The following is a 21,770-nucleotide window of genomic DNA, read 5'->3' as shown; positions in this document are numbered from 1 at the left end:
CCCCATCAACGAACGTCCCCCCTTCACCCCCCGACCCCCTCAGGGAGAACTCTCATGACCGTCACCGTCAACGGCCTCGACGAACTCAAGAAGCTCGCCGGCACCGACCTCGGCACCAGCGACTGGCTGGACGTCACCCAGGACCGCATCGACACCTTCGCCGACGCCACCGGCGACCACCAGTGGATCCACACCGACCCGGAGAAGGCGGCGCAGGGTCCGTTCGGCGCGCCCATCGCGCACGGCTACCTCACGCTGTCGCTCTTCATCCCCCTCTTCACCGGCCTCCTCGACGTCCAGGGCGTCACCACGAAGGTCAACTACGGCCTGGACAAGGTCCGTTTCCCCTCCCCCGTGAAGGTCGGCTCGCGCATCCGGCTGGCCGCGACGCTGGCCTCCGTGGACGAGGTGAAGGGCGGGGTGCAGATCGCGGTCGACGGCACGGTCGAGATCGAGGGCGCCGCCAAGCCCGCCTGCGTGCTGCGCAGCCTCTCCCGCTTCTACGGATGACCGCCGTGAGCGAGGCGCAGGACGCCCGGCAACTGAGACGGGTCGCGCTCTCCGGCCTGATCGGCACGGCCGTGGAGTTCTACGACTTCCTGGTCTACGGCACGGTCGCCGCGCTCGTCTTCGGCGATCTGTTCTTCCCCGCGGCCTCGCCCGCCGCCGGCACCGTCGCGGCCTTCGGGACCTTCGCGGCCGGGTATGTCGCCCGGCCGCTCGGCGGCCTCGTCTTCGGGCACTTCGGCGACCGGCTCGGCCGCAAGTCGATGATGCTGACGACGATGGTGCTGATGGGCGTCGGCAGCTTCCTCATCGGACTGCTGCCGACGTACGACGCGATCGGCGTCTGGGCGCCGGTGCTGCTGGTAGCGCTGCGCGTCGTCCAGGGCATCGCGATCGGCGGCGAGTGGGGCGGCGCGACGCTGATGGTCGCCGAGCACGCGGGCAGCCGACCGCGCGGCCGCTGGACCAGCCTCACCCAGCTCGGCGCCCCGCTGGGCACCGTCCTGTCCACGGCCGTCGTCACCCTCGTCGGCACGCTGCCCGACGACCAGTTCCGCACCTGGGGCTGGCGGGTGCCGTTCCTGCTCAGCATCGTCCTGCTGGGCGCCGGGCTGTACGTACGGCTGAAGGTCACGGAGAGCCCGCTGTTCCGCGCGGTCAAGGAGCAGCGGACCGCCGCCCGGCTGCCGCTCCTGGACGTACTGCGCAGGCCGCGCGCCGTGCTGCTCGCGGCGTGCGTGGGCATCGGTCCGTTCGTCGCGCAGTCTCTGCTGACCAGCTTCATGGTGTCCTACGCGGTCGGGCAGGGCTTCTCCCGCACCCAGGTCCTGACCGGCGTCACGCTCGCCTCCTGTACGGCGCTGCTGGTGCTGCCGTGCGCGGGCGCGCTGTCCGACCGGTTCGGGCGGCGGCCGGTGGTGCTGGCCGGTGCGGTGTTGTCGGCGGCCACCGCGTTCCCAGTGTTCGCGCTGGTCGACTCCGGCAGTCCCGGGCTGCTGATTTTGGCGCTCGTCCTCGGGCACGGCGTCGCGCAGTCCACGATGTACGGGCCGCTGGGGGCGCTGCTCACCGAGATGTTCGGGACGCGCGTGCGGTACACCGGCGCCTCGCTCGGCTACCAGACCGCGACGCTGCTCGGCGCCGGGTTCTCGCCGCTGATCGCCGGCAGCCTGCTCGCTTCGTACGGCGGCAGTGGGCCCGTCGCGCTGCTGCTCGCGGCGGGCGCGGCCGTCACGGCGCTCACGGTGTGGCGGGTCAGGGAGACCAGCCGCGACCGGTTCGGCACCGAACTGCACTCAGAAGAACCAGTCCGACCGGAAGGAGTCCATTGATGAGCGTACGCACACGGGCGGGGATCGGCGTGGCCGTCGCCGCGCTGCTCGCCACCGCCGCGGTGCCGCCCGCGACCGCCGCAGCGGCCGAGCCCCGCCACCTGGAGGGCACCCTGCCGTCCGGCGCCACGTACGTGATCGACACCCCTGCCCACTGGAACGGCACCCTGCTGCTGTTCAGCCACGGCTACCGGCCCGCCGGCGCCCCCAACGAGGCGGTGGACGCCTCCGACGAGGCCACGAAGAAGCTGCTGCTGCGGGAGGGGTACGCGCTCGCCGGGTCCTCGTACTCCGCCACCGGGTGGGCCGTCGAGCAGGCGGTGCCCGACCAGCTCGCCACCCTCGACGTCTTCGCCGACCGCGTCGGCCCGGCGCGGCGCACGCTCGCCTGGGGCCAGTCCTACGGCGGCCTGGTCACCACCGCCATCGCCGAGCGGCACCCCGGCCGCATCGACGGCTCACTGTCCCTGTGCGGCCTCGTCCAGGGCGGCGTCGCCAACTGGAACTCGACCCTGGATCCGGCCTTCGCCCTGAAGACCCTGCTGGCCCCCGGCTCCGACATCCCGCTGACCGGCTTCGCGGACGCGGACGAGGCGGACCGGACCGCCGGCGAGCTCGGCTCCGCCGTCGACAAGGCGCAGGACACCCCGGCCGGGCGGGCGCGGATCGCGCTGGCCGCTGCCCTGCACAACATCCCCGGCTGGAACGACCCGAAGCAGGAGCGCCCCGCGCCGCGCGACTACGAGGCGCAGCAGGCCAACCAGTACCAGGCGGTCAGCATGATGCTGGACGCCGCCTTCCGGCGCCGCCAGGAGGCCGAGCAGCGGGCCGGCGGGAACATGTCCTGGAACACGGGCGTGGACTACGCGGCGATGCTGCGCAAGTCATCCGGTTTCAAGGAGGTCGAGGCGCTCTACAAGTCGGCGGGGCTCTCGCTGCGGAACGACCTCCGTACACTCGCCGACGCGCCCCGCATCAAGGCGGACCCGGCGGCCGTCCGCTACATGACCCGCAATATCGCCTTCACCGGGAAGCTCCGTACTCCGCAGCTCGACGTGCACACCACCGGCGATGCGCTGGTCCCGGTGCAGGTCACCTCGGCGCACGAGCGGGCCGTCACGGCCGCCGGGTCCGGAGCGCTGCTGCGGCAGGGAATCGTCGACAACGCCGGGCACTGCACGTTCAGCCCCGCCGAGCAGCTCGCGGCGCTGCACACGGTCGACCGCCGGGTCGGGACCGGGCGCTGGGGCAACACCTCGCCCGGCGCGCTCAACGCGGAGGCACGGCGGTCCGACCCGACGACGGAGGCGCGTTACCTGGCCTTCCGCCCGGGGCCGTATCCGCGTCCTTACGATCTGGCGCACCCGGACCGACCGGGGTCGTAACACCCGCGGTCAGCGGCCCAGGGCCTTCGCCAGTTCGTCCTTGGTCATCGAGGAGCGGCCGTCGATGTTCTTCTGCTTGGCCTCGTTGTAGAGCTGGTCCTTCGTCGGGCCCTTCGGGCCCGTGCGGTTGCCGGAGCGCTGGCCGCCGCGTTCCGGTGCGGACTTCGTGTCCTGCGTGGAGGACTTGCTGGCCGACTTCGCCTCGCCGGAGCGGGCCCGCTCCTTGTTGACCGTCCGCGCGGCAATCTCCTTCGCGCGCCCGGAGGAGGTGCCGCGCTTCTCGGCGCCTTCCTTGATGTGCTCGTACTGACGCTCGCGCTTGGCATTGGAGCCGCTGGGCATCATGCGCTCCTCTCGTACGCGGAACACGTCTCGCGTTCCGCTCGGCTTCCTTTGCGCCACCCGAGTGCCCGGCACGGCAGCCGTCAATCACGCCGCGCGGCCGCGTCCCAGTCCAGCGTCGCGACCGTACAGATGCGGGTGTTCATGTTCCGTTCCATCATGCGCAGCGCCGCTTCGGCGAGGTCGGGATGGATGGGGGCGACGGCGTCGTCCGGGACGGTGACCTTCAGGTGCCGGATGTGCGCGTCCAGCGCGGAGTACATCACGCACTGCTCGGTGACCTGGCCGCACAGCACGACGTGGTCGATGCCGAGCTGGGACAGCAGGTAGGCCAGCGGCGTCTCGTAGAAGATCGAGTGCCGGGCCTTGACGATGAAGAGCGAGGAATCGTCGGGGCGGATCGGGTCCACCAGTTCCGCGTGCGGCCCGGCGAGCGCGGTCTGCAGGATCTCGCCGTGGTGCGAGCGCCACTCGCCGAAGTTGTCGTTGGCGTAGATCACCGGCACGCCGTCCTCGCGCGCCCGTTCGATGAGCCGAACGACGGCGGGCAGCGCCTTGCGTACCGAGGGCAGCAGCAGGTCGGCGTCCTCGTGGTCGTAGGTGTTGATCATGTCGATGACGATGAGGGCGGTGTGACTCACACCCCCAGGGTTCACCGCGGGCGCGCGGTTCTCACCTCGGGGCCGCGCCGGGCGGACGCCGTGCGCCGGGCCGCGGCCGCTCGCCCGATTGGCGGGTGTGAGCGGCCTGTCGCCGGGCACCCGGCCGCATCAGGGGCAACCCTGGAGGCACTCATCACGGCCCCGGGCACCGGGCGCCGACGGCGGGAGGACCCATGGGCGTACAGCGGCTGCTCCGCGACTGGCCCGTGTACCGGCAGCTCACCGGCAAGGACCCGCTCGGCCGCGGACGCGCCGCGATGTCCCCGTACACCGAGGAGCTGCGCCCGCGTACGGACACCGCCGACCGGGTGGTGCAGTCGGTCTGTCCGTACTGCGCGGTCGGCTGCGGCCAGCAGGTGTACGTCAAGGACGAGCGCGTCGTCCAGATCGAGGGCGACCCCGACTCCCCCATCAGCCGGGGCCGGCTGTGTCCCAAGGGGTCCGCGACACTCCAGCTCACGACCGGTGACGCGCGCCGCCACCAGGTGCTGTACCGGCGTCCGCACGGCACCGACTGGGAGCCGCTCGACCTCGACACCGCCATGGACATGATCGCCGACCGGGTCATCGAGACCCGCCGCGAGACCTGGGAGTGGGAGGTCGACGGCGCGCACGTGGCCCGCACCCTCGGGATCGCGAGCCTCGGCGGCGCGACGCTGGACAACGAAGAGAACTACCTGATCAAGAAGTTGCTGACCGGGCTCGGCGTGGTCCAGGTGGAGAACCAGGCACGGGTCTGCCACAGCTCCACGGTCGCCGGGCTCGGCACGTCCTTCGGGCGCGGCGGCGCGACCACCTTCATGCAGGACCTCCAGCACGCCGACTGCATCGTCATCGAGGGCTCCAACTTCGCCGAGGCGCACCCGGTCGGCTTCCAGTGGGTCATGGAGGCCAAGGCCCGCGGCGCGACGGTCATCCATGTCGACCCGCGTTTCACACGCACCAGCGCCCTGGCCGACCTGCACGTACCACTGCGGGCCGGCACGGACATCGCGTTCCTCGGCGGGATCATCAACCACGTACTGACCGAGGGCAAGGAGTTCCGCGACTACGTCCTGGCGTACACCAACGCCGCCACCCTGGTCGGCGAGGACTTCCGGGACACCGAGGACCTGGACGGGATCTTCTCGGGCCTGGACGAGGAGAAGCACCGCTACGACGCGGAGACCTGGCAGTACGAGGGCGCGGATGTGCAGGCGCCCTCGGGCGACGTGGAGCAGCGGCACGACCAGCGGCTGCAGAAGGACCCGGAGACCGGGCGGCATCTCCACGCGGCGGGGCACGCCGAGACCCACGGCTCGGGCGGCCCGCAGGCCGAGTCCCGCGCGGAGCAGGACCCGACGCTGCAACACCCGCGCTGCGTCTTCCAGCTCCTCAAGCGCCACTACGCGCGCTACACCCCCGACATGGTCGCGGAGATCTGCGGCGTGCCGCGCGAGACGTTCCTGCGCGTCTGCGAAGCGCTCACCGAGAATTCCGGCCCGGAACGCACCAGCGCCTTCGTGTACGCGGTGGGCTGGACGCAGCACACGGTCGGCTCACAGTACATTCGCGCGGCGAGCGTCCTGCAATTGCTGCTGGGCAACATCGGACGGCCCGGCGGCGGAATTCAGGCACTGCGCGGCCACGCCTCCATCCAGGGCTCCAGCGACATTCCCACGCTCTTCAATCTGCTGCCCGGATATCTGCCGATGCCGCACGCCCACGCGCACGAGGATCTCGACACGTTCGTCACGGCGAGCCGTACGGACAAGGGATTCTGGAGCAATATGCGGGCTTACCTCGTCTCCCTGCTGAAGTGCTATTACGGCGACGCGGCACAGCCGGAGAACGACTTCTGCTTCGACCATCTGCCGCGGCTGACCGGCTCGCACGGCGCGTACGAAATCGTCCTCGCCCAGCTCGACGGCGCCTGCAAGGGCTACTTCCTGATGGGCGAGAACCCGGCCGTCGGCTCCGCCAACACCCGCCTGCAGCGGCTCGGCATGGCCAACCTCGACTGGCTGGTGGTCCGCGACTTCTCCCTCATCGAATCGGCCACCTGGTGGCAGGACGGCCCGGAGATCGAGTCCGGCGAGCTGCGCACCGAGGACATCGGTACGGAGGTGTTCTTCCTCCCCGCCGCCTCGCACACCGAGAAGTCCGGCTCCTTCACCAACACCAACCGCTGGCTCCAGTGGCACCATGCCGCGGTCGAGCCCGAGGGTGACGCGCGCAGCGACCTGTGGTTCATGTACCACCTCGGCCGCCGCATCAAAGAGAAGCTGGCCGCCTCCACCGACCCGATGGACCGCGCGATCCAGGACCTGGCCTGGGACTATCCCGTACAGGGCGAACTGGACGAGCCGGTCGCCGACGCCGTGCTGGCCGAGATCAACGGCCGCGGCCCGGACGGCGCGCCGCTCTCCGCGTACACCCAGCTCAAGGACGACGGCTCGACGAGCTGCGGCTGCTGGATCTACTGCGGGGTGTACGCGGACGGCGTGAACCAGGCCGATCGCCGCAAGCCGCACACGGAACAGGACTGGGTGGCCGCCGAGTGGGCCTGGGCCTGGCCCGCCAACCGCCGCATCCTCTACAACCGCGCCTCGGCCCGGCCCGACGGCACCCCGTGGAGCGACCGCAAGGCGTACGTCTGGTGGGACGCCGAGGAAGGCAAGTGGACCGGGCGCGACGTGCCGGATTTTGTACCGGACAAGGAGCCCGGGTACGTGCCGCCGGACGGGGCCGAGGGCCCGGACGCGCTGCGCGGCGACGACCCGTTCATCATGCAGGCCGACGGCAAGGGCTGGCTGTTCGCGCCCGCCGGGCTGCTGGACGGGCCGCTGCCCACGCACTACGAGCCGCAGGACTCCCCGTTCACCAACGCCCTGTACCCGTCCCACTCCCGCTCCCCCGCACGGCAGACCCACTCCCGCCCCGGCAACCGCTACCACCCCAGCGGCGACGAACCCGGCGCCGACACCTATCCGTACGTGGTCACCACCTACCGGCTCACCGAGCACTTCACCGCGGGCGGCATGAGCCGCTGGTCGCCGTACCTCTCCGAGCTCCAGCCGGAGTTCTTCTGCGAGGTCTCCCCGCAGCTCGCGGCCGAGCGGGGCCTCACGCACACCGGCTGGGCGACGGTCATCACGGCCCGCAACGCGATCGAGGCGCGGGTGCTGGTGACGGAGCGGATGAAGCCGCTGACGGTACAGGGCCGGACGGTGCATCAGATCGGCCTGCCGTTCCACTGGGGCCCCAACGGCACGGTCACCGGCGACGCGGCCAACGAGCTGGTGGCCATCGCGCTGGATCCCAACGCGCACATCCAGGAGGACAAGGCGCTGACCGCCGACATCCGGCCGGGCCGCCGGCCGCGCGGCCCCGACCTGCCCCGGCTGGTCGCCGACTACCGGCGGCGCGCCGGCATCACCGAGCTCACGGGAAGCGAGCAGCCGTCATGACCGGCGTCTTCTTCGAGACCGGCAGCCTCTTCAGCGGCCCGGAACGGGACCCGGCCGGGGACGCGGGCCACCCGGACCCGCCCGAACGCGTCGGCTTCTTCACCGACACCTCCGTCTGCATCGGCTGCAAGGCGTGCGAGGTGGCGTGCAAGGAGTGGAACGCGATCCCCGAGGACGGTCTGTCCCTCACCGGCATGTCGTACGACAACACCCAGGGTCTGGGCGCCTCGACGTGGCGGCATGTCGCCTTCATCGAACAGTCGGGGCCGCACGAGGTACCGGAGGAGGTACCGGATGAGTCACAGCCCGCCGGGGACATGCGCTGGCTGATGTCCTCCGACGTCTGCAAACACTGCACGCACGCGGCCTGCCTGGACGTCTGCCCCACCGGCTCCCTCTTCCGCACCGAGTACGGCACGGTCGTCGTCCAGGAGGACATCTGCAACGGCTGCGGCTACTGCGTACCGGCCTGCCCGTACGGCGTCATCGAACAACGCGCGGACGACGGCCGGGCCTTCAAGTGCACGATGTGCTACGACCGGCTCGGTGCAGGCCAGGAACCCGCCTGCGCCAAGGCGTGCCCCACCGACTCGATCCAGTTCGGCCCACTGGACGAGCTGCGCGAGCGGGCCGCGCTGCGCGTCGACCAGCTCCAAGAGGCGGGCGTGCCCGGCGCCCGGCTCTACGGGCACGACCCGGAGGACGGCGTCGGCGGCGACGGCGCGTTCTTCCTCCTGCTGGACGAGCCGGAGGTGTACGGGCTGCCGCCGGACCCAGTGGTCACCACGCGCGACCTCCCGGCGATGTGGAAACACGCGGGCGCGGCGGCCCTGTCCCTGGCGGCCGGTGCCGCGGCCTCCTTCGTGCTGCCCGCGATTCTCGGACGGAAGGGACGGCGATGACCGGCACCCCGACCCGGAAGGGCGAGCGGCGGCGCAAGGGCGAGGAACTGATGGTTCCCCGCGCCGAGTTCGACTCGTACTACGGACGGCCCGTCATCAAGGCTCCGGCCTGGAAGGACCGGGACATCGCCGGGTACTTCTTCACGGGCGGCCTGGCCGGCGCCGGTTCCGTACTGGCCGCGGGCGCCCAGCTCACCGGCCGCCGCACGATGGCGAAGACGCTGAAGGTCTCGTCCCTGGCGGCGGTCTCCCTCTCGACCGCGGCCCTCATCAACGACCTGGGCCGGCCCGACCGCTTCCTCAACATGCTGCGGGTGTGCAAGCCGACCTCACCGATGAGTGTCGGCTCGTGGCTGCTGGCGGGGTACGGGCCGCTGGCGGGCGCGGCGGCCGCGAGCGCGGTGACCGGGTGGCTGCCGCGGGCGGGCGCCGCCGCGACCGGGGCCGCCGCGCTGCTCGGCCCGGCCGTCGCGACGTACACGGCGGTACTCGCCGCGGACACGGCGGTGCCCGCCTGGCACGGCGCCCATCGCGAACTGCCGTACCTCTTCGCCGCCTCGGCAACGGCGGCTGCCTCGGGCATGGCCCTGGTGACGTCCCCGACCAGCGAGAACGCGCCCGCGCGATACGCCGCGCTGCTGGCCGCCGCGGCCGACAAGGCGGCCGTAACCGCGGCCGAGCGGCGGCTCGGCATGGTCGCCGAGACCTACCGCTCGGGCCGGGCCGGCAAGCTGCTGCGCTGCGCCCAGGCGCTCACCGTGGCGGGCGCCGCGACCGCCGGCCTGCTGGGCCGCCGCAGCCGCCCGGCAGCGGTGGCAGGCGGCCTCGCCCTCCTGACCGGCTCGGCCCTCACCCGCTTCGGCGTCTTCCACGCCGGCCTCGCCTCGGCGGAAGACCCGAAGTACACGGTGGAACCGCAGCGGAGGGGGCAAGAATGAGCCCATGTGGTCACGACTGCCGTTCGGGGACGAGTTACGGGCCGAGCTGGGATCGCCCGGGCGCTCCCGCAAGCTGAGCAGCAGCCCCCGCTCGCGCGTGTGGCGCGTCGAGCTGCCGGACACAACGGCGGTGGTGAAGCAGCTCGTCGACGGCCCGGGCGCCGACGAGCGGTACGCCCGTGAGGTGGCAGCCCTGCGGCTCGCCGCCCGAGCGGAAACTCCCGTGGTACCCGCGCTGCTGGCCACCGATCCCGGCGAGCGGGTGTTGGTACTGGAGCATCTGGAGCACCGGCGCCCGGCCGGCGACTGGATCGTCGACTACGCGACCGCGCTGGCACGACTGCATGCCACCGCCCGCCCGGAGGACGCCGGTGCGCTCCCCCGGTGGCAGGGCCCGAGCCGGGCCGATATCGAGTCCTTCCTGCGGCTGGCCGGGGCTCTGGAGGTACCGATCCCGCCCGGCGTGCCCGGCGAACTCGACGACCTCGTGCACCGGCTCGCCCAGGCACCCGGACATGCGTTGCTCCACGGCGATCCCTGTCCCGGCAACGATCTCCACACCCCCACGGGACTCCGCTTCATCGACTTCGAGCAGGCGTCACTGGGCAGCGGTCTGATGGAGCTCGCCTATCTGCGCATCGGCTTTCCGACCTGCTGGTGTGTGACTTCGGCTGCGGAGCCGCTGCTGGAACGGGCGGAGAGTGCATACCGGACGGAGTGGCGCACCCTGACCGGCTCCGAAGCCGAGGACGGGCTCGCCGACGCGTGCGCCGGCTGGCTGCTGCGCGGTGACGCGCTGGTGCAGCGAGCACACCGCGACAGCACGGATCACCTGGCCCGGATTCCGCACCGGGACTGGAAGTGGGGCACCGCGACCGCCCGGCAACGGCTCGTCCACCGGCTCGGAGTCGTCGCCCGGATGACGGCCGACCACGCCTCTCTCAGCGGCCTGGGCAGCCTCAGCGCCGCGATGCGCCACCGCATGCTGGCTCGCTGGCCCGCTCTTCAACCGGTCCCGGCAGAGCGACCATAGAGCTGACCCTGGAGCTGGGGGCTCACAACGCACGGAGCTCGTGCAGCAGATTCTTCTGGGCCCACTCGATGAAGGGTTCCTGCTGGTCGCCGCCGATCTGGACGAGGGCGACCTCCGTGAAGCCGGCGTCCGCGTATGCCTTCACCGCCTCCACGTACGTATCGACGTCGTCGCCGCACGGGAATGCCTGCGCGATGTCCTCCTTGCGTACGTACTGGGTGGCGCCGCTGAAGCCGGACGGGCCGGGGAGTTCGGCATTGACCGGCCAGCCGCCGACCATCCAGCGGAACTGGTCGTGCGCCCGGGCGATCGCCGCGTCCCGGTCCGGGTCGTAGGAGACCGGGATCTGGCCGACGCGCGGCTTCCCCGTACCGCCGTGCTTGTCGAACGCCTTCAGCAGCTCGCTCTTCGGCTCGGTGGCGATGACCAGGTCGGCGAGCCGGCCGGCGATCGCGCACGAGTACCCGCCGGAGACCGCGACGCCGATCTGCGGCGGCTCCTCGGGCAGGTCCCACAGCACGGCCTGGTCCACGTCGAAGTGCTCGCCGTGATAGGTCACCTCGTCACCGGAGAACAGCGCCCGGATGATCTGAATGGCCTCCTCCAGCTTCTCCAGGCGCACCGGCGCCGTGGGCCAGCCCTGCCCGACGACGTGCTCGTTGAGGTTCTCGCCCGAGCCGAGGCCGAGCCGGAAGCGGCCCTGTGCGAGCAGCTGCATCGTCGCCGCCTTCTGGGCCACGATCGCGGGGTGGTACCGGGTCGTCGGGCACGTCACATATGTCATCAGCGGAATGCGGGAGGTCGCCTGTGCTGCTGCCCCGAGCACGCTCCAGGCGTACGGTGCATGGCCCTGCGAGGCCAGCCACGGGAAGTAATGGTCCGAGGTGACGGAGAAATCAAAACCGGCGCGCTCGGCCATCACCACATGGTCGACCAGTTCGCGCGGACCGGCCTGTTCGGTCATCATCGTGTATCCGACGTCCACCATCGTCACTCACCTTTTCGGCTGGTTGCGGAATCTCGTGCGCAGTTTTCCGTGGTTCCCTTTCATCGAACCGGGTACACGCTCCGTTGATGCGTATTGTGGATCTCCCGGAACCTCCGCGTCCCCCGAATGGCGGCGGTGATTCACGGTGAATCGAAAGAAAGCCGACGGCCGGACCCGGGTGACGGTCGTCGTGGCTCTCGCCGCCAATCTCGTCATCGCGGTCGCAAAGGCGGTCGGCGGTCTGCTCTCCGGCTCGCCCGCGCTGCTGTCCGAGGCCGCGCACTCAGTCGCCGACAGCCTGAACGAGCTGTTCCTGCTCGCCGCGCTGCGCCGCAGCCGCCGCCCCGCCGACCGCCGCCACCCCTTCGGGTACGGCATGGAGCGTTACTTCTGGGCGCTGCTGGCCGCGGTCGGCATCTTCGTGATGGGCGGCTGCTTCTCCTTCTTCCAGGGGATCAGCGCGCTGCGGGAAGGCTCGATGGAGTCGCCGAGCGGCTATACGGCGGGGCTGATCGTGCTCGGCGTGGCCCTCCTCGCCGAGGGAAGTTCGCTGATCAGGGCGGTGTACCAGCTACGCGTACAGAAGGCCGGCGGCGGCGATCCGGCGCTGCGCACGGTCCTCGCGGAGGACGGCGCCGCGGTGCTCGGCGTGCTGCTGGCGGCGGCCGGGATGGTGCTGCACCTGCTGACGGGCGCGGTGGTGTGGGAGGCATCGGCGTCGTTCGCGATCGGGCTGCTGCTGGTGTACGTGGCGTACCGGCTCGGCAAGGAGGCGCGCGACCATCTGATCGGTGAGTCGGTCGACGCGGGGCTGCGGGAGAGCATCCGGGAGCTGCTGATCCGGCAGCCGGAGGTGGACAACGTGGCCGAGCTGCTCACGATGCGGCTCGGGGAGGAGTCCTGGCTGCTGGCGGCCCGGATCGACCTCGCGCCGGGGCTGGACAGCGAGCGCGTGGAGCTGGTGTGCGTACGGATCAAGCGCGAGGTCGAGCACACCTGGCCACAGGCCGACCATGTCTTCCTGGACATCACGGAGGCCCCGGCCGAGCCGCCCAGCGGCTCGTCCGCGTCGGCGGTGGACGGGGCCGGCGGGGCTGGTCCTCAGTGGCCAGTTCAGGAGTAGGGCGCCGGAAGCCTCGGGTGAGCCAGAGCAGGTAGGCGAGATCGGCGGCGAGGTGCCGGGTGACTTCCGGGTACCAGGCGTCGTAACAGATCGAGAGGCCGACTCTGCCGGTCCCCGGCATGTCGAAGACGACGAATTCCCGGCCGACGCACATCGGCTCGTAGGGGCGCCAGGTGAAGATCCCGCTGGGTGGGGTAGTGCGCGAGGAGTGGCGCGAGGCGGTGGTGGATGAGCGCGGCCGGGTCGAGCGCATCCCGTACGAGCTGTGCGTGCTCGTGGCGCTGCGGGACGCACTGCGGCGGCGGGAGATCTGGGTACCGGGGGCGAACCGGTGGCGGAATCCGGAGGACGATCTGCCGCCGGGCTTCGAGGACAACCGCGATGTGCACTACGACGCGATCCGTCAGCCGCGGGACCCTGGGACGTTCATCGAGGCTCTCCAGAAGAGGCTGCGGGAGGCGCTGACCCGCTTCGACACAGCGCTGAAACTGGACACCACGGGCGGGGAAGCGGTGCCCGGTCCTCGCACCGGGCCCGAAACGGGAGCCGCCCCGTTGGCGGCACGTGCGGGCGGGGAGGCTTCCTGACGGCTGTACCCGAGCTTCGCGGCGCCGTGCTCCCCGGCCCGGAAGGAGGCCAGGCAGGCAAGGAGGGAGCGGGTGCCGGCTCGCTCTTGGCGTTGGCTTGAGCGCCGCGGTGATGGAGTGTCCCGTGCGGGGCCCGGACGGGATGACGTCTGGGCCCCGCACGGGACGGGGTTGTCAGCGCTTCATGAGGGCGAAGACACCCCAGCTGAGGTACTCACGCCCGTAGCGGGCGTAGCGGGCGGGCTCGGTGGTGAGTTCTTCCCTTACCTCGGGGGCGAGTTCGTCGTCCGGGTTCTGGTCGAGCCAGCGGCGCATGGTGAGCCACTGGGCTGCGGCGTAGCGGTCCCAGCTGTCCTGGTCGGCCAGCATCATCTCCACGACGTCGTACCCGAGTTCCTGGAACTGCCCGATCAGTTCCGGGAGTTCCAGAAAGTCGGCGATGGAGGTGGCGTGGCATGCCTTGGCGGTCTCCTCGTCCGGCGGGGTCTGCCGCCAGTACGGCTCGCCGATCAGCATCATTCCTCCGGGGCGGAGGCTGCGCTGGAGCAGCTCGGTCGTTCCGGCGACGCCGTTTCCGATCCAGGTGGCGCCGACACAGGCGGCCAGATCGATCGGCTGGTCGGCGACATGGCCGGCGGCGTCGTCGTGGATGAACTCGACCCGGTCGGCGACGCCGAGTTCGGCGGCGCGGGCGCGGGCCTGCTCGGTGAAGAGTGTGCTGATGTCGACCCCGGTGCCCGTGAAGCCCAGGTCACGTGCCCAGGTGCACAGCATCTCGCCCGAGCCGCTGGCCAGGTCGAGTACCCGTGTCCCAGCGGGGAGGCGCAGCGATTCGCCCAGGGCGGCGAACTTGTCCGCGGTCAGCGGGTTGTGGATGCGGTGGTTGCTCTCGCGGATGGTGAAGATGCGGGGAAGGTCCATGACTTGATTCCTTTCCGTCATGCCTTGAAGTGGGGGGACTGCTTGAGGGCGCGTACTTGGCGCGCGATCTGCTTCAGGGGCCGTTCCAGCTCGGCGCGCAGCCGCGCGTCGGTGCGGGAGGCGGCGTAGGCGTTCTCGCGCTGCAGCCGGTGGTAGCTGTCGAGGCGCCGCCGGGTGAGGTGGCCGTCCTCGACGGCGGCCAGCACCGCGCAGTCCGGCTCGGTGGTGTGGGCGCAGTCCGCGAAACGGCAGTTGCGCGCCAGCTCGGTGATCTCGGCGAAGGTCTGCTCCAGGCCCTCGTCGGCATCATGCAGGCCCACGCCACGCAGGCCCGGGGTGTCGAGCAGGACCCCGCCGTGGGGCAGCGGCAGCAGCTCCCGCCACGCGGTGGTGTGCCGGCCCTTGCCGTCACTGCCGCGCACCGCGCCGGTGGCCAGGAGGTCCTCGCCCAGCAGGCGGTTACCGAGGGTGGACTTGCCGGCGCCCGAGGGCCCGAGCAGGACGACCGTCCCCGACAGGACCGCGCTCAGGACGTCCAGGCCCTCACCGGTGGTGGCACTGGTGACCAGCACCTCCACCCCCGGAGCAGCCGCGGCCACCTCGGCAGCCGCCGAAGTGGGGTCCGTGGACCGGTCGGCCTTGGTGAGCACCACCACGGGTGTGGCGCCGCTCTCCCAGGCCAGGGCGAGCATCCGCTCGATCCGCCCGGGCTTGAGCGGGTCAGCGAGGGAGACGGCCACCGCCACGGTGTCGACGTTCGCGGCCAGTACCTGGGCTTGAGAGGTGCGTGAAGAGGTGGAGCGGACCACGGCGCTCCGGCGCTCCAGCACTTCCACCACGGTGGCGGAAGTCGCCGGGCTTGCCGGCCGGACGGCCACCCAGTCGCCGGTACACGGCGTCAGCCGATCACCGGCGCCCGACGAGGGAAGGACCACCGCGCGGACGGGGCCGGTCTCGGCGACCACGTCGCACAGGCCGCGCTCGGCCCGCACGACACGGCCCGGAACCAGTCCCTCGGCCCGCGACGGGGCGAAGGAGCGCTCACGTTCCGTGTCCCAGCCGTAGTCGGCCAGAGTCAGGACGCGCTCACGAGACAGAGCAGGTGGGGATGGAGTGGATTGATGAAACAACGTGGAGACCCTTGAACAGGGGCCCCGCCGGACGACAGGCGTGCCGAAAACACTCCCTATAAGGGAGGAGGGCAGGCGAAGGTCAGGACGAGGCCCGGGAGGTGAGGATGATCCGGGCGCCGCACACAGCAGGCGTCTCCACGACAGTCATCAACACACCTCCTTGGATCTCCGTGAGCGAACTGGTCATCGCTCGGACAACCACGTTAACACCCTCCGTGGACGCCGATGCCACTCGGGTGGCATGTTCAAGACGTAGATCACCGACGACATCCGGGGTGCAACAGCAGAAACGCGCGACGCGCAGCCGGTCCGGTACGCCTCGGCGTCGAAAGCGGCGAGGAACCTCACCGGAGGTGCTGGGTAGCCAACTGGTAGCACCCACCATTTCGTGGGCTATGTCGACCACGGAACGCCCGTCGGTCGCCACTCGCACCGTGTCCAGGGGCGTCTACTCATCCAGGATCCGCGCCTTGCGGGGCGGGGGTCTCCCTCCGGAGCAGGATGCGCCTGCCCCACGAAGTTACCTTCGATGACGCAGTGAGCAACCATCGCGGCGCGCAGACGCGCTGAGACCTCCCACCCCACCGTCGTCTTGCCGACGCCGGCGCGCCCTCCGATGAGCAACACCTCTGCTTGATCCATCACTGCACCCTGGCACCGAGTAGTCGAAGCGCGCGAACCAAATGTGCGCGGAACAGGGAGACAGGCCCAGCTCCCGGCGCGGCGCCGGTCCCTCGTACGGTGCCGATTACCCTTGCCGCATGATGATGCACAAGGCCGTTCCCGTGCGTGTGGACGCGATGCTGGATGATCTCAGGGCGCTCGTCGAAGTCGAGTCCCCGTCGCGTGATCTCGCCGCCTTGACGGCATCGGCCAAGGCTGTCGCCGCGGTCATCGAGAGCCGCCTCGGTGGGCGGGCCACCCTCGTCGAGAGCGAGGCGGGGCCGCATGTGCACTGGTCGGGCGGCGGCGATCCCCGCGTACTGATCCTCGGTCACCACGACACAGTGTTTCCGCTCGGCACCTTGGCGCGCCGCCCGTTCAGGGTCGAGGACGGGCAGGCGACCGGGCCCGGGGTCTTCGACATGCTCGGCGGTCTCGTGCAGGCCATTCATGGCGTGGCGGCGCTCGATGACCGGTCGGGCGTGGAGATCCTCGTGACCGCCGACGAGGAGGTCGGCTCCCGCTCCTCCCGTGCGCTCCTCGAAGAACGCGCCCTTGCTTGCGGCGCTGTCCTGGTGGTCGAAGGCGCCGCTGAGGGCGGAGCTCTGAAGACCGGCCGCAAGGGCTGCGGTACGTTCCAGGTCTCCGTCGCCGGCCGGGCCTCGCACGCGGGGCTGGAGCCCGCGGCCGGGATCAACGCCCTGGTCGAAGCAGCGCACCAGGTACTGGACATCGCGGCGCTCGGCCGGCCCGAGATCGGCACGACCGTCACCCCGACCGTCGCGTCCGCGGGGACTCTGGACAACGTCGTGCCCGCGGCGGCCACCATCGTCGTCGACGTCCGGGTCGAGTCGGCCGACGAGAAGGAACGCATCGAATCCGCGTTCGCGGCACTGGCTCCGCATCTCGACGGGGCGGAGATCACGGTCGAGGGAGCCGTCGGCCGTCCGCCGATGCCCGAGTCGGCGTCGGCCGAACTCTTCGCGCTGGCGCAGCAGTTGCTTCCCGGCGTCGAAGGTACGGCGGTCGGGGGTGGCAGTGACGGCAACTTCACGGCCGCGCTGGGGGTGCCGACACTCGACGGCCTCGGAGCGGTCGGCGGCGGCGCACACGCCGACCACGAGTACGTGGTGATCGACGCCATGGCGGAGCGGGCGCACCTCGTCGCGGGCCTGGTGACGTCGATGACGGACTGTGGGCGGTGAGCGAGCGACCTCAGGTGGGCTTGCGCCACACGGAGATGTGCTTCGCCGAGTCCTGGGTGAACGGTGTCCCGTCCCAGTCCGCGACGCGACGTTCCAGCTCGAGTCCGGCGATCCGGGCCATCAGGTCGAGCTCCGCCGGCCAGGCGTACCGGTGCCGGGAGTTGTCGCGACGGTAGCGGCCGTCGTCGCCGTCGCGGGTGAAGTGGTGCGAGACGAGGATCTGCTCGACCAGGTCGAAGGTGTCGAAGCCGAGGTGCTGATCGGAGACGTCGAACGGCACCGCTACCTGGCCGGGCGGCAGGAACCGCAGCGGCGGCACGCCCAGTTCGATGACGAATCGGCCGCCGGGCCTCAGATGACGTGCGGCGTTGCGGAAGCACTCGACCTGCTCGTCCTGCGTGAGCAGGTTCGTGATGGTGTTGTAGACGAGATAGACCAGGGTGAACTCGCCGGGGACGACGGTCGTGGCCATGTCCCCGATGGCTACCGGGAGCGTGTCCTCGTCGATCTTGCTCCGCAGGACCGCCGCCATGTGCTCGGACAGTTCGATGCCCACCACCGGCACGCCGCGTTCCCGGAGCGGGACGCCCACTCGTCCGGTTCCGATGGCGAACTCCAGTGCCCGGCCGTCTCCGGCGAGCTCGGCGAGGAAGGCGAGAGTCGGTCCGAGAACGGCGGCCGAGGACATCTCGGTCTCCTCGGCGTCGTAGCGGTCGGCGGTCGCGCGGGTCCACAACTCACTGCTCGTCACGGGTGGCCACTTTGCCGGGTAGGGAGGGGCGCTGTCGACGGATTTACCGGAGCACCCCCGACACCGCCAGCGCCCCCAGCAGCGCCGTCCCCGCGACGGTCCAGGCGACGTAGTCACCGATGTGGCCGGAGTGGAGGAGGCGCAGGGGGTCGACCCAGTGGCGGCTGCGGGTGTGCTGGGGGCGGCGGACGGCGAGGAGTGCGAGGGCGGCGGCGAGGGCCGCGGAGAGTACGCCGAGCAGCATTCCGGCGGCCGACCAGTGCGGCGGTACGGGGATCACGGTCACGCCGGCCGCCGCCTCGTCCGCCGCGCTCCCCACCGCGGAGCGGACCGCCGGCACCACGCCCACCAGGAGCGCTCCGGCGAGCAGTGCGCCCGGTACTGCCAGCATGGTGTCGGGGACCCGGGTCAACTGCTGTTCGGTTTCCGGCTGTTCGCGTTCGCCGCTGGTCTCGCACTCCGCGTCGTCCGCCGGGGCCGGGCCGAAGCCGCCGAAGACGCGGGCGGTGACGCGCAGTACCGCTCCCCCGGTGACCGCGGAGACGAGGACGAACACGGCGGCGAGCCAGGGTCCGGCGGCCTCTTCCGTGACGGCCTTGCCCAGTGCCGTACCGAAGGGTGGCAGTCCGGCGAGCGCCAGTCCACCCGCGGCGAAGTAGACGGCGGTCAGCCGGAGTTCGGGCGCCCGGCCGTGCAGTTCGTACTCGTCGATGGAGCCGTAGCGGTCCAGCAGGATGCCCGCGCACGCGAAGAGCGCGGCCTTCACGCCCGCGTGCCCGAGGACGTACAGCGCGATGCCGCCCGTCGCCTCGGGCTTGAGCAGTCCGAGGCCGATGAGGAAGAGGCCGGTGTGGGCGACCGTGGAGAAGGCCAGCAGTCGTTTGACGTGGCGTTGGTACCAGCACATGACCGCGCCGACGGCGGCGGAGAGCACGCCGAAGGTGAGGAGGGTGCGGGTGACGGCTTCGGGCGGGATGCCGCCGGGGCCGGCGAAGATCGTCCAGTACACACGTGCCGTGCCGTACACGCCGAGTTCGACCATCACGCCGGAGAGCAGCATGCACACCGGCGTCGGGGCGACGGCGTGTGCGTCGGGGAGCCAGAAGTGGAAGGGGACGGCGGCGGCCTTGACGAGCAGGCCGGTGAGGAGGAGGACGAAGGCGGCGAGGACGAGTGCGTCGGGGGCGCCGCGGGCGTCGAGCGCGGCGCCGATGTGCCGCATGGCGAGTTCGCCGGTGCGGGAGTAGAGCAGGCCGATGCCCAGCAGCATGGCGTAGGCGCCGAGGGAGTTGACGACACCGAAGGTGAGGCCGCCCTGGACGGCCTTGGCGGCCTCCACGCGGTATCCGGTCAGCGCGTAGGCCACAACGCCCATGAGTTCGAAGAAGACGAAGGCGTTGAAGAGGTCGCCGGTGAGGACGAAGCCGCACATGCCGGCCTGGAAGAGGAGTACCAGGGCGGGGAAGGAGCCGGCGTGTTTGCGGGGCGGTTCGTCGAAGTAGCGCCAGGAGTAGACGAGGACGGCGAGGACGAGGAGGGAGACGAGCGCCGCCATGCCGAGGGCGAGGTGGTCGGCGTGCAGGACGATGCCGACGCTGTGTCCGTGGTGCGGGGTCCAGCCGCCGACCCATTCGATCACCGGAGAGGGGACGGCGAGCAGGAGGTAGAGCGTGAGGGCCGCGGTGGCAGCGGCGACGGCGCCGCCCACGGCCTCCGCCACGACGCGCGGTACGAAGCGGCCTGCGGCGACGAGGAGGGCGGCGCCCATCAGCGGTGTCGCAACGGCCAGCGGCAGCAGATGGTTCATCCGCGCAGCTCCGACAGCTCGTCCGGGTCGAGGGTGTGGTGCCGTTTGGCGACCTGTATGACCAGGGCGAGGAGCAGGGCGGTGACGGTGGCGCCGACGACGACATCGGTGAGGGCGAGGGCCTGGACGACCGGGTCGACGACGGGGCGGGCGCCGGGGGTGAAGTCGGCGAAGACCGGGGAGGTGCCGCCCTTGCGGTAGCCGACGGCGAGCAGCAGGACGTAGGTGGCGGTCTGGCAGACGGCCAGACAGCCGACGCCGTGGATGAGGTTCCGGCTGGTGGCGAGGCCGTAGCAGCCGACGAGGAAGACCCACGCGGCGACCAGGTAGGGCAGTACGTCCATCATTTCCGTTCCCCTTCCCCTGCGTTGCCCCCTGCGTTTTCCCCTTCTCCTTCGATCTCGACGGCCTGGTCCAGGAAGCGGGCGAGGAGCACGACGACCGCGCAGGCGACCTCCATCCCGATGGCGGCGTTGAGCAGCGGTACGGTGCCGCCGGAGGAGAGGGTGTTGAACGTGCCGTGCGGCAGGATCGTGTTGGCGAGGTAGGAGGACCCGGCCAGCAGTCCGGCGACGCCGATGACGAGGTACGCGGCTTCGCCGGCCGCGTCGCCGACTTCGAAGACGCCGAGGGGGCGGATGCGTTCCAGTGCGCGGTAGTCCACGGCGATGTAGAGCAGATGCAACGCCGTTGCCGCGACCACGCCGCCCTGGAAGCCGCCGCCGGGGGTGAGCTGGCCGTGGGCGACGATGTAGAGCCCGGCGACGAGTGTGACGGGCAGCAGGACGAGGGCGTAGCGGCGTACGGGTGCCGCGACGTCGGCCGGCGCCGGCTCGACGTGGCGTTCGTCGCGGGCCTGGCGCAGCAGGACGACGGTGCCGAGGACGGCGGCGAAGAGGATGGTCTCCTCGCCGAGGGTGTCGAAGGCGCGCTGGTCGAAGTTGACGGCGGCGACCGTGTTGGCGGTCTGCCGGGCCAGTGCCTCGCGGACGGCACGGTCGCCGTAGGGGTGGAAGTCGGTGCCGAAGGCGGGGAGCCGGAAGGCGGCGGCCGCCAGTACGGCCGCCGTGCCGGCGAGCCCGAGCAGCAGTACCCACATCCGCAGCCGTCGGTTCATGTGCCGCCCTCCTCCGCTTCCTTTTCCGCGCGTACCTGGTCGAGGGAGCGGCGGCGGGCCTTGCGTACGGACAGCAGGATCAGCAGGGGCGTCAGCGCCGATCCGACGGCGAGCTGGGAGAGGGCGACGTCAGGGGCCTGCAGGACGGTGAAGAGCAGGGTGAGGGTGAGGCCGAGGACGGAGAGGACCAGGGCCTGGCGGGCCGGGTCGCGGACCGCGACGGCGGCGGTGGCGGTGGCGGCGACCAGCAGCAGCGCGAGGGCGATCAGTACGTCAGCCATGGTCGTCCGCCTCCTTCGGACGGGCGCCGGCCAGCGCTTGGGAGGAGATCACATTGCCGCCGACCAGGATCGCACCGATGAGGAGGAGTTTGACCAGGGAGCGGCCGGGGCCCTCGGCGACGCACAGCGGCAGGACGACGGCCGCGGTGGCGAGCACCGCGAAGGCTTTGGTGAGCGGTCCCTGCTGCGGGTCGTCGCCCATCTCGGGCCCGAGGAGCCGGGCATACACGAGGGTGCCGACCGGGCCGAGGAGGGCGACGACCAGGGCCACGTCGGTGTACGGCGGGCGAGCGTAGCCCCGGGCGAGCAGCAGCAGGACAAGGCAGACCAGCAGCGTGCCGGTGTTCTGGGCGGCGACGCGGCGGCGGAGCGGCCCGGTGGCCACGCACCACAGGACCGGGCCGAGGCCGGCCACCATCAGGACGGCGGCGGCCACCAGCCAGGCGTTCACCGGTCGGTCACCGCCCGGCGCGCGGCCGCGGCGGTGGCCGCGCCGACCAGGGAGACCAAGCCGCCCACGAGGATTTCGAGGGCGTCGACCGTGCTGATCAGGAACAGCCAGAGGGCGAACAGCACCGCCCACCACACGGCCACCTCGACCACACCGCTCACCCGGCCCCACGCCATTCGCCCATCAAAACACCG

23 protein-coding genes are annotated in these 21,770 nt (G+C 71.2%); 10 read left to right on the top strand and 13 right to left on the bottom strand.

Translation table 11 applies throughout. The features are described 5' to 3' along the window. The first annotated feature begins 54 nt into the window (after positions 1 to 54). From IF04_RS0112625 to IF04_RS0112615, 3 genes are read left to right on the top strand one after another with little or no spacing between them, the layout of a single operon-like run. Complete coding sequence (locus tag IF04_RS0112625; RefSeq protein ID WP_030254980.1) at positions 55 to 510, top strand: MaoC family dehydratase; 456 nt, start codon at positions 55 to 57, stop codon at positions 508 to 510. Continuing rightward, the gene (locus IF04_RS0112620) at positions 507 to 1,838 is read left to right on the top strand and encodes an MFS transporter (RefSeq protein ID WP_030254977.1); all 1,332 of its coding nucleotides are present in this window, start codon (positions 507 to 509) and stop codon (positions 1,836 to 1,838) included. The genes IF04_RS0112625 and IF04_RS0112620 overlap by 4 nt, the downstream gene beginning before the upstream one ends. Then, positions 1,838 to 3,223: an alpha/beta hydrolase family protein gene (locus tag IF04_RS0112615; RefSeq protein ID WP_030254974.1), complete on the top strand. Its 1,386-nt coding sequence runs from the start codon at positions 1,838 to 1,840 to the stop codon at positions 3,221 to 3,223. The genes IF04_RS0112620 and IF04_RS0112615 overlap by 1 nt, the downstream gene beginning before the upstream one ends. Positions 3,224 to 3,232: 9 nt before the next feature. Here the strand turns inward: IF04_RS0112615 and IF04_RS0112610 are convergent, their stop codons facing one another. Together IF04_RS0112610 and IF04_RS0112605 are read right to left on the bottom strand one after the other, a co-directional pair. After that, positions 3,233 to 3,565: a hypothetical protein gene (locus IF04_RS0112610; protein ID WP_030254970.1), complete on the bottom strand. Its 333-nt coding sequence runs from the start codon at positions 3,563 to 3,565 to the stop codon at positions 3,233 to 3,235. A gap of 83 nt (positions 3,566 to 3,648) precedes the next feature. Then, positions 3,649 to 4,206, bottom strand: coding sequence for a cysteine hydrolase family protein (locus IF04_RS0112605; RefSeq protein WP_030254967.1), 558 nt, complete (start codon positions 4,204 to 4,206; stop codon positions 3,649 to 3,651). Positions 4,207 to 4,400: 194 nt separating this feature from the next. Between IF04_RS0112605 and fdh the strand changes: the two genes are divergently transcribed. From fdh to IF04_RS0112585, 4 genes are read left to right on the top strand one after another with little or no spacing between them, the layout of a single operon-like run. After that, positions 4,401 to 7,676, top strand: a complete 3,276-nt coding sequence (gene fdh / locus IF04_RS0112600; RefSeq protein WP_030254964.1) for a formate dehydrogenase — start codon at positions 4,401 to 4,403, stop codon at positions 7,674 to 7,676. After that, positions 7,673 to 8,578: a 4Fe-4S dicluster domain-containing protein gene (locus IF04_RS0112595; protein ID WP_030254961.1), complete on the top strand. Its 906-nt coding sequence runs from the start codon at positions 7,673 to 7,675 to the stop codon at positions 8,576 to 8,578. Before fdh ends, IF04_RS0112595 begins: the two co-directional genes overlap by 4 nt. After that, the gene (nrfD, locus tag IF04_RS0112590) at positions 8,575 to 9,516 is read left to right on the top strand and encodes an NrfD/PsrC family molybdoenzyme membrane anchor subunit (RefSeq protein WP_245654382.1); all 942 of its coding nucleotides are present in this window, start codon (positions 8,575 to 8,577) and stop codon (positions 9,514 to 9,516) included. Before IF04_RS0112595 ends, nrfD begins: the two co-directional genes overlap by 4 nt. A gap of 4 nt (positions 9,517 to 9,520) precedes the next feature. Beyond that, positions 9,521 to 10,549 (top strand): phosphotransferase family protein, encoded by a 1,029-nt coding sequence (locus IF04_RS0112585; protein ID WP_030254954.1) that lies wholly within the window; start codon positions 9,521 to 9,523, stop codon positions 10,547 to 10,549. Positions 10,550 to 10,571: 22 nt separating this feature from the next. On the opposite strand, the gene IF04_RS0112580 is transcribed toward IF04_RS0112585, so the two are convergent. After that, positions 10,572 to 11,537: an LLM class F420-dependent oxidoreductase gene (locus IF04_RS0112580; RefSeq protein ID WP_030254951.1), complete on the bottom strand. Its 966-nt coding sequence runs from the start codon at positions 11,535 to 11,537 to the stop codon at positions 10,572 to 10,574. A gap of 145 nt (positions 11,538 to 11,682) precedes the next feature. Between IF04_RS0112580 and IF04_RS0112575 the strand changes: the two genes are divergently transcribed. Next, on the top strand, positions 11,683 to 12,660 hold the full coding sequence (locus IF04_RS0112575; protein ID WP_051831163.1) for a cation diffusion facilitator family transporter: 978 nt from the start codon (positions 11,683 to 11,685) through the stop codon (positions 12,658 to 12,660). Here IF04_RS0112575 and IF04_RS39690 read toward each other — a convergent pair. Further along, complete coding sequence (locus IF04_RS39690; protein WP_245654381.1) at positions 12,566 to 12,814, bottom strand: nitrilase-related carbon-nitrogen hydrolase; 249 nt, start codon at positions 12,812 to 12,814, stop codon at positions 12,566 to 12,568. The genes IF04_RS0112575 and IF04_RS39690 overlap by 95 nt on opposite strands. Positions 12,815 to 12,833: 19 nt before the next feature. Between IF04_RS39690 and IF04_RS0112570 the strand changes: the two genes are divergently transcribed. Next, a complete protein-coding gene (locus IF04_RS0112570; RefSeq protein WP_211259811.1) occupies positions 12,834 to 13,247 on the top strand; it encodes a hypothetical protein in 414 nt (137 codons plus the stop codon). A gap of 174 nt (positions 13,248 to 13,421) precedes the next feature. Here IF04_RS0112570 and IF04_RS0112565 read toward each other — a convergent pair whose 3' ends face one another. Together IF04_RS0112565 and rsgA are read right to left on the bottom strand one after the other, a co-directional pair. Then, positions 13,422 to 14,168, bottom strand: a complete 747-nt coding sequence (locus IF04_RS0112565) for an SAM-dependent methyltransferase (RefSeq protein ID WP_030254944.1) — start codon at positions 14,166 to 14,168, stop codon at positions 13,422 to 13,424. 17 nt (positions 14,169 to 14,185) lie between these two features. Continuing rightward, complete coding sequence (gene rsgA / locus IF04_RS0112560; RefSeq protein ID WP_211259806.1) at positions 14,186 to 15,241, bottom strand: ribosome small subunit-dependent GTPase A; 1,056 nt, start codon at positions 15,239 to 15,241, stop codon at positions 14,186 to 14,188. 821 nt (positions 15,242 to 16,062) lie between these two features. Here rsgA and IF04_RS0112550 point away from each other — a divergent pair. Next, complete coding sequence (locus IF04_RS0112550; protein ID WP_030254939.1) at positions 16,063 to 17,169, top strand: M20 family metallopeptidase; 1,107 nt, start codon at positions 16,063 to 16,065, stop codon at positions 17,167 to 17,169. A 10-nt stretch (positions 17,170 to 17,179) separates the two neighbouring features. On the opposite strand, the gene IF04_RS0112545 is transcribed toward IF04_RS0112550, so the two are convergent. The 7 genes from IF04_RS0112545 to IF04_RS0112515 are packed head-to-tail and all read right to left on the bottom strand — an operon-like array spanning position 17,180 to position 21,752. Then, positions 17,180 to 17,920, bottom strand: a complete 741-nt coding sequence (locus IF04_RS0112545; protein ID WP_030254927.1) for a class I SAM-dependent DNA methyltransferase — start codon at positions 17,918 to 17,920, stop codon at positions 17,180 to 17,182. Between the two features lie 43 nt (positions 17,921 to 17,963). Then, positions 17,964 to 19,727 carry a complex I subunit 5 family protein gene (locus IF04_RS0112540; protein WP_030254926.1) on the bottom strand — a complete coding sequence of 588 codons (1,764 nt, stop codon included), beginning with the start codon at positions 19,725 to 19,727 and terminating at the stop codon, positions 17,964 to 17,966. Beyond that, entirely contained in the window at positions 19,724 to 20,074 is a 351-nt protein-coding gene (locus IF04_RS0112535; RefSeq protein WP_030254925.1) for a sodium:proton antiporter, read from the bottom strand. Before IF04_RS0112535 ends, IF04_RS0112540 begins: the two co-directional genes overlap by 4 nt. Further along, positions 20,071 to 20,844 (bottom strand): MnhB domain-containing protein, encoded by a 774-nt coding sequence (locus IF04_RS0112530; RefSeq protein WP_030254921.1) that lies wholly within the window; start codon positions 20,842 to 20,844, stop codon positions 20,071 to 20,073. The genes IF04_RS0112535 and IF04_RS0112530 overlap by 4 nt, the downstream gene beginning before the upstream one ends. Further along, entirely contained in the window at positions 20,841 to 21,125 is a 285-nt protein-coding gene (locus IF04_RS0112525; RefSeq protein WP_030254920.1) for a Na(+)/H(+) antiporter subunit B, read from the bottom strand. Before IF04_RS0112525 ends, IF04_RS0112530 begins: the two co-directional genes overlap by 4 nt. Continuing rightward, a complete protein-coding gene (locus IF04_RS0112520; protein ID WP_030254919.1) occupies positions 21,118 to 21,576 on the bottom strand; it encodes an MrpF/PhaF family protein in 459 nt (152 codons plus the stop codon). The genes IF04_RS0112525 and IF04_RS0112520 overlap by 8 nt, the downstream gene beginning before the upstream one ends. Then, a complete protein-coding gene (locus IF04_RS0112515; protein WP_030254916.1) occupies positions 21,573 to 21,752 on the bottom strand; it encodes a hypothetical protein in 180 nt (59 codons plus the stop codon). The genes IF04_RS0112520 and IF04_RS0112515 overlap by 4 nt, the downstream gene beginning before the upstream one ends. Positions 21,753 to 21,770 lie beyond the last annotated feature (18 nt).

Source organism: Streptomyces violens, from assembly GCF_000717745.1.
GTDB lineage: Bacteria > Actinomycetota > Actinomycetes > Streptomycetales > Streptomycetaceae > Streptomyces > Streptomyces violens.
The sequence above is the reverse complement of the archived record's forward strand: the minus strand, read 5'-3'. Positions and strand labels throughout refer to the sequence as shown.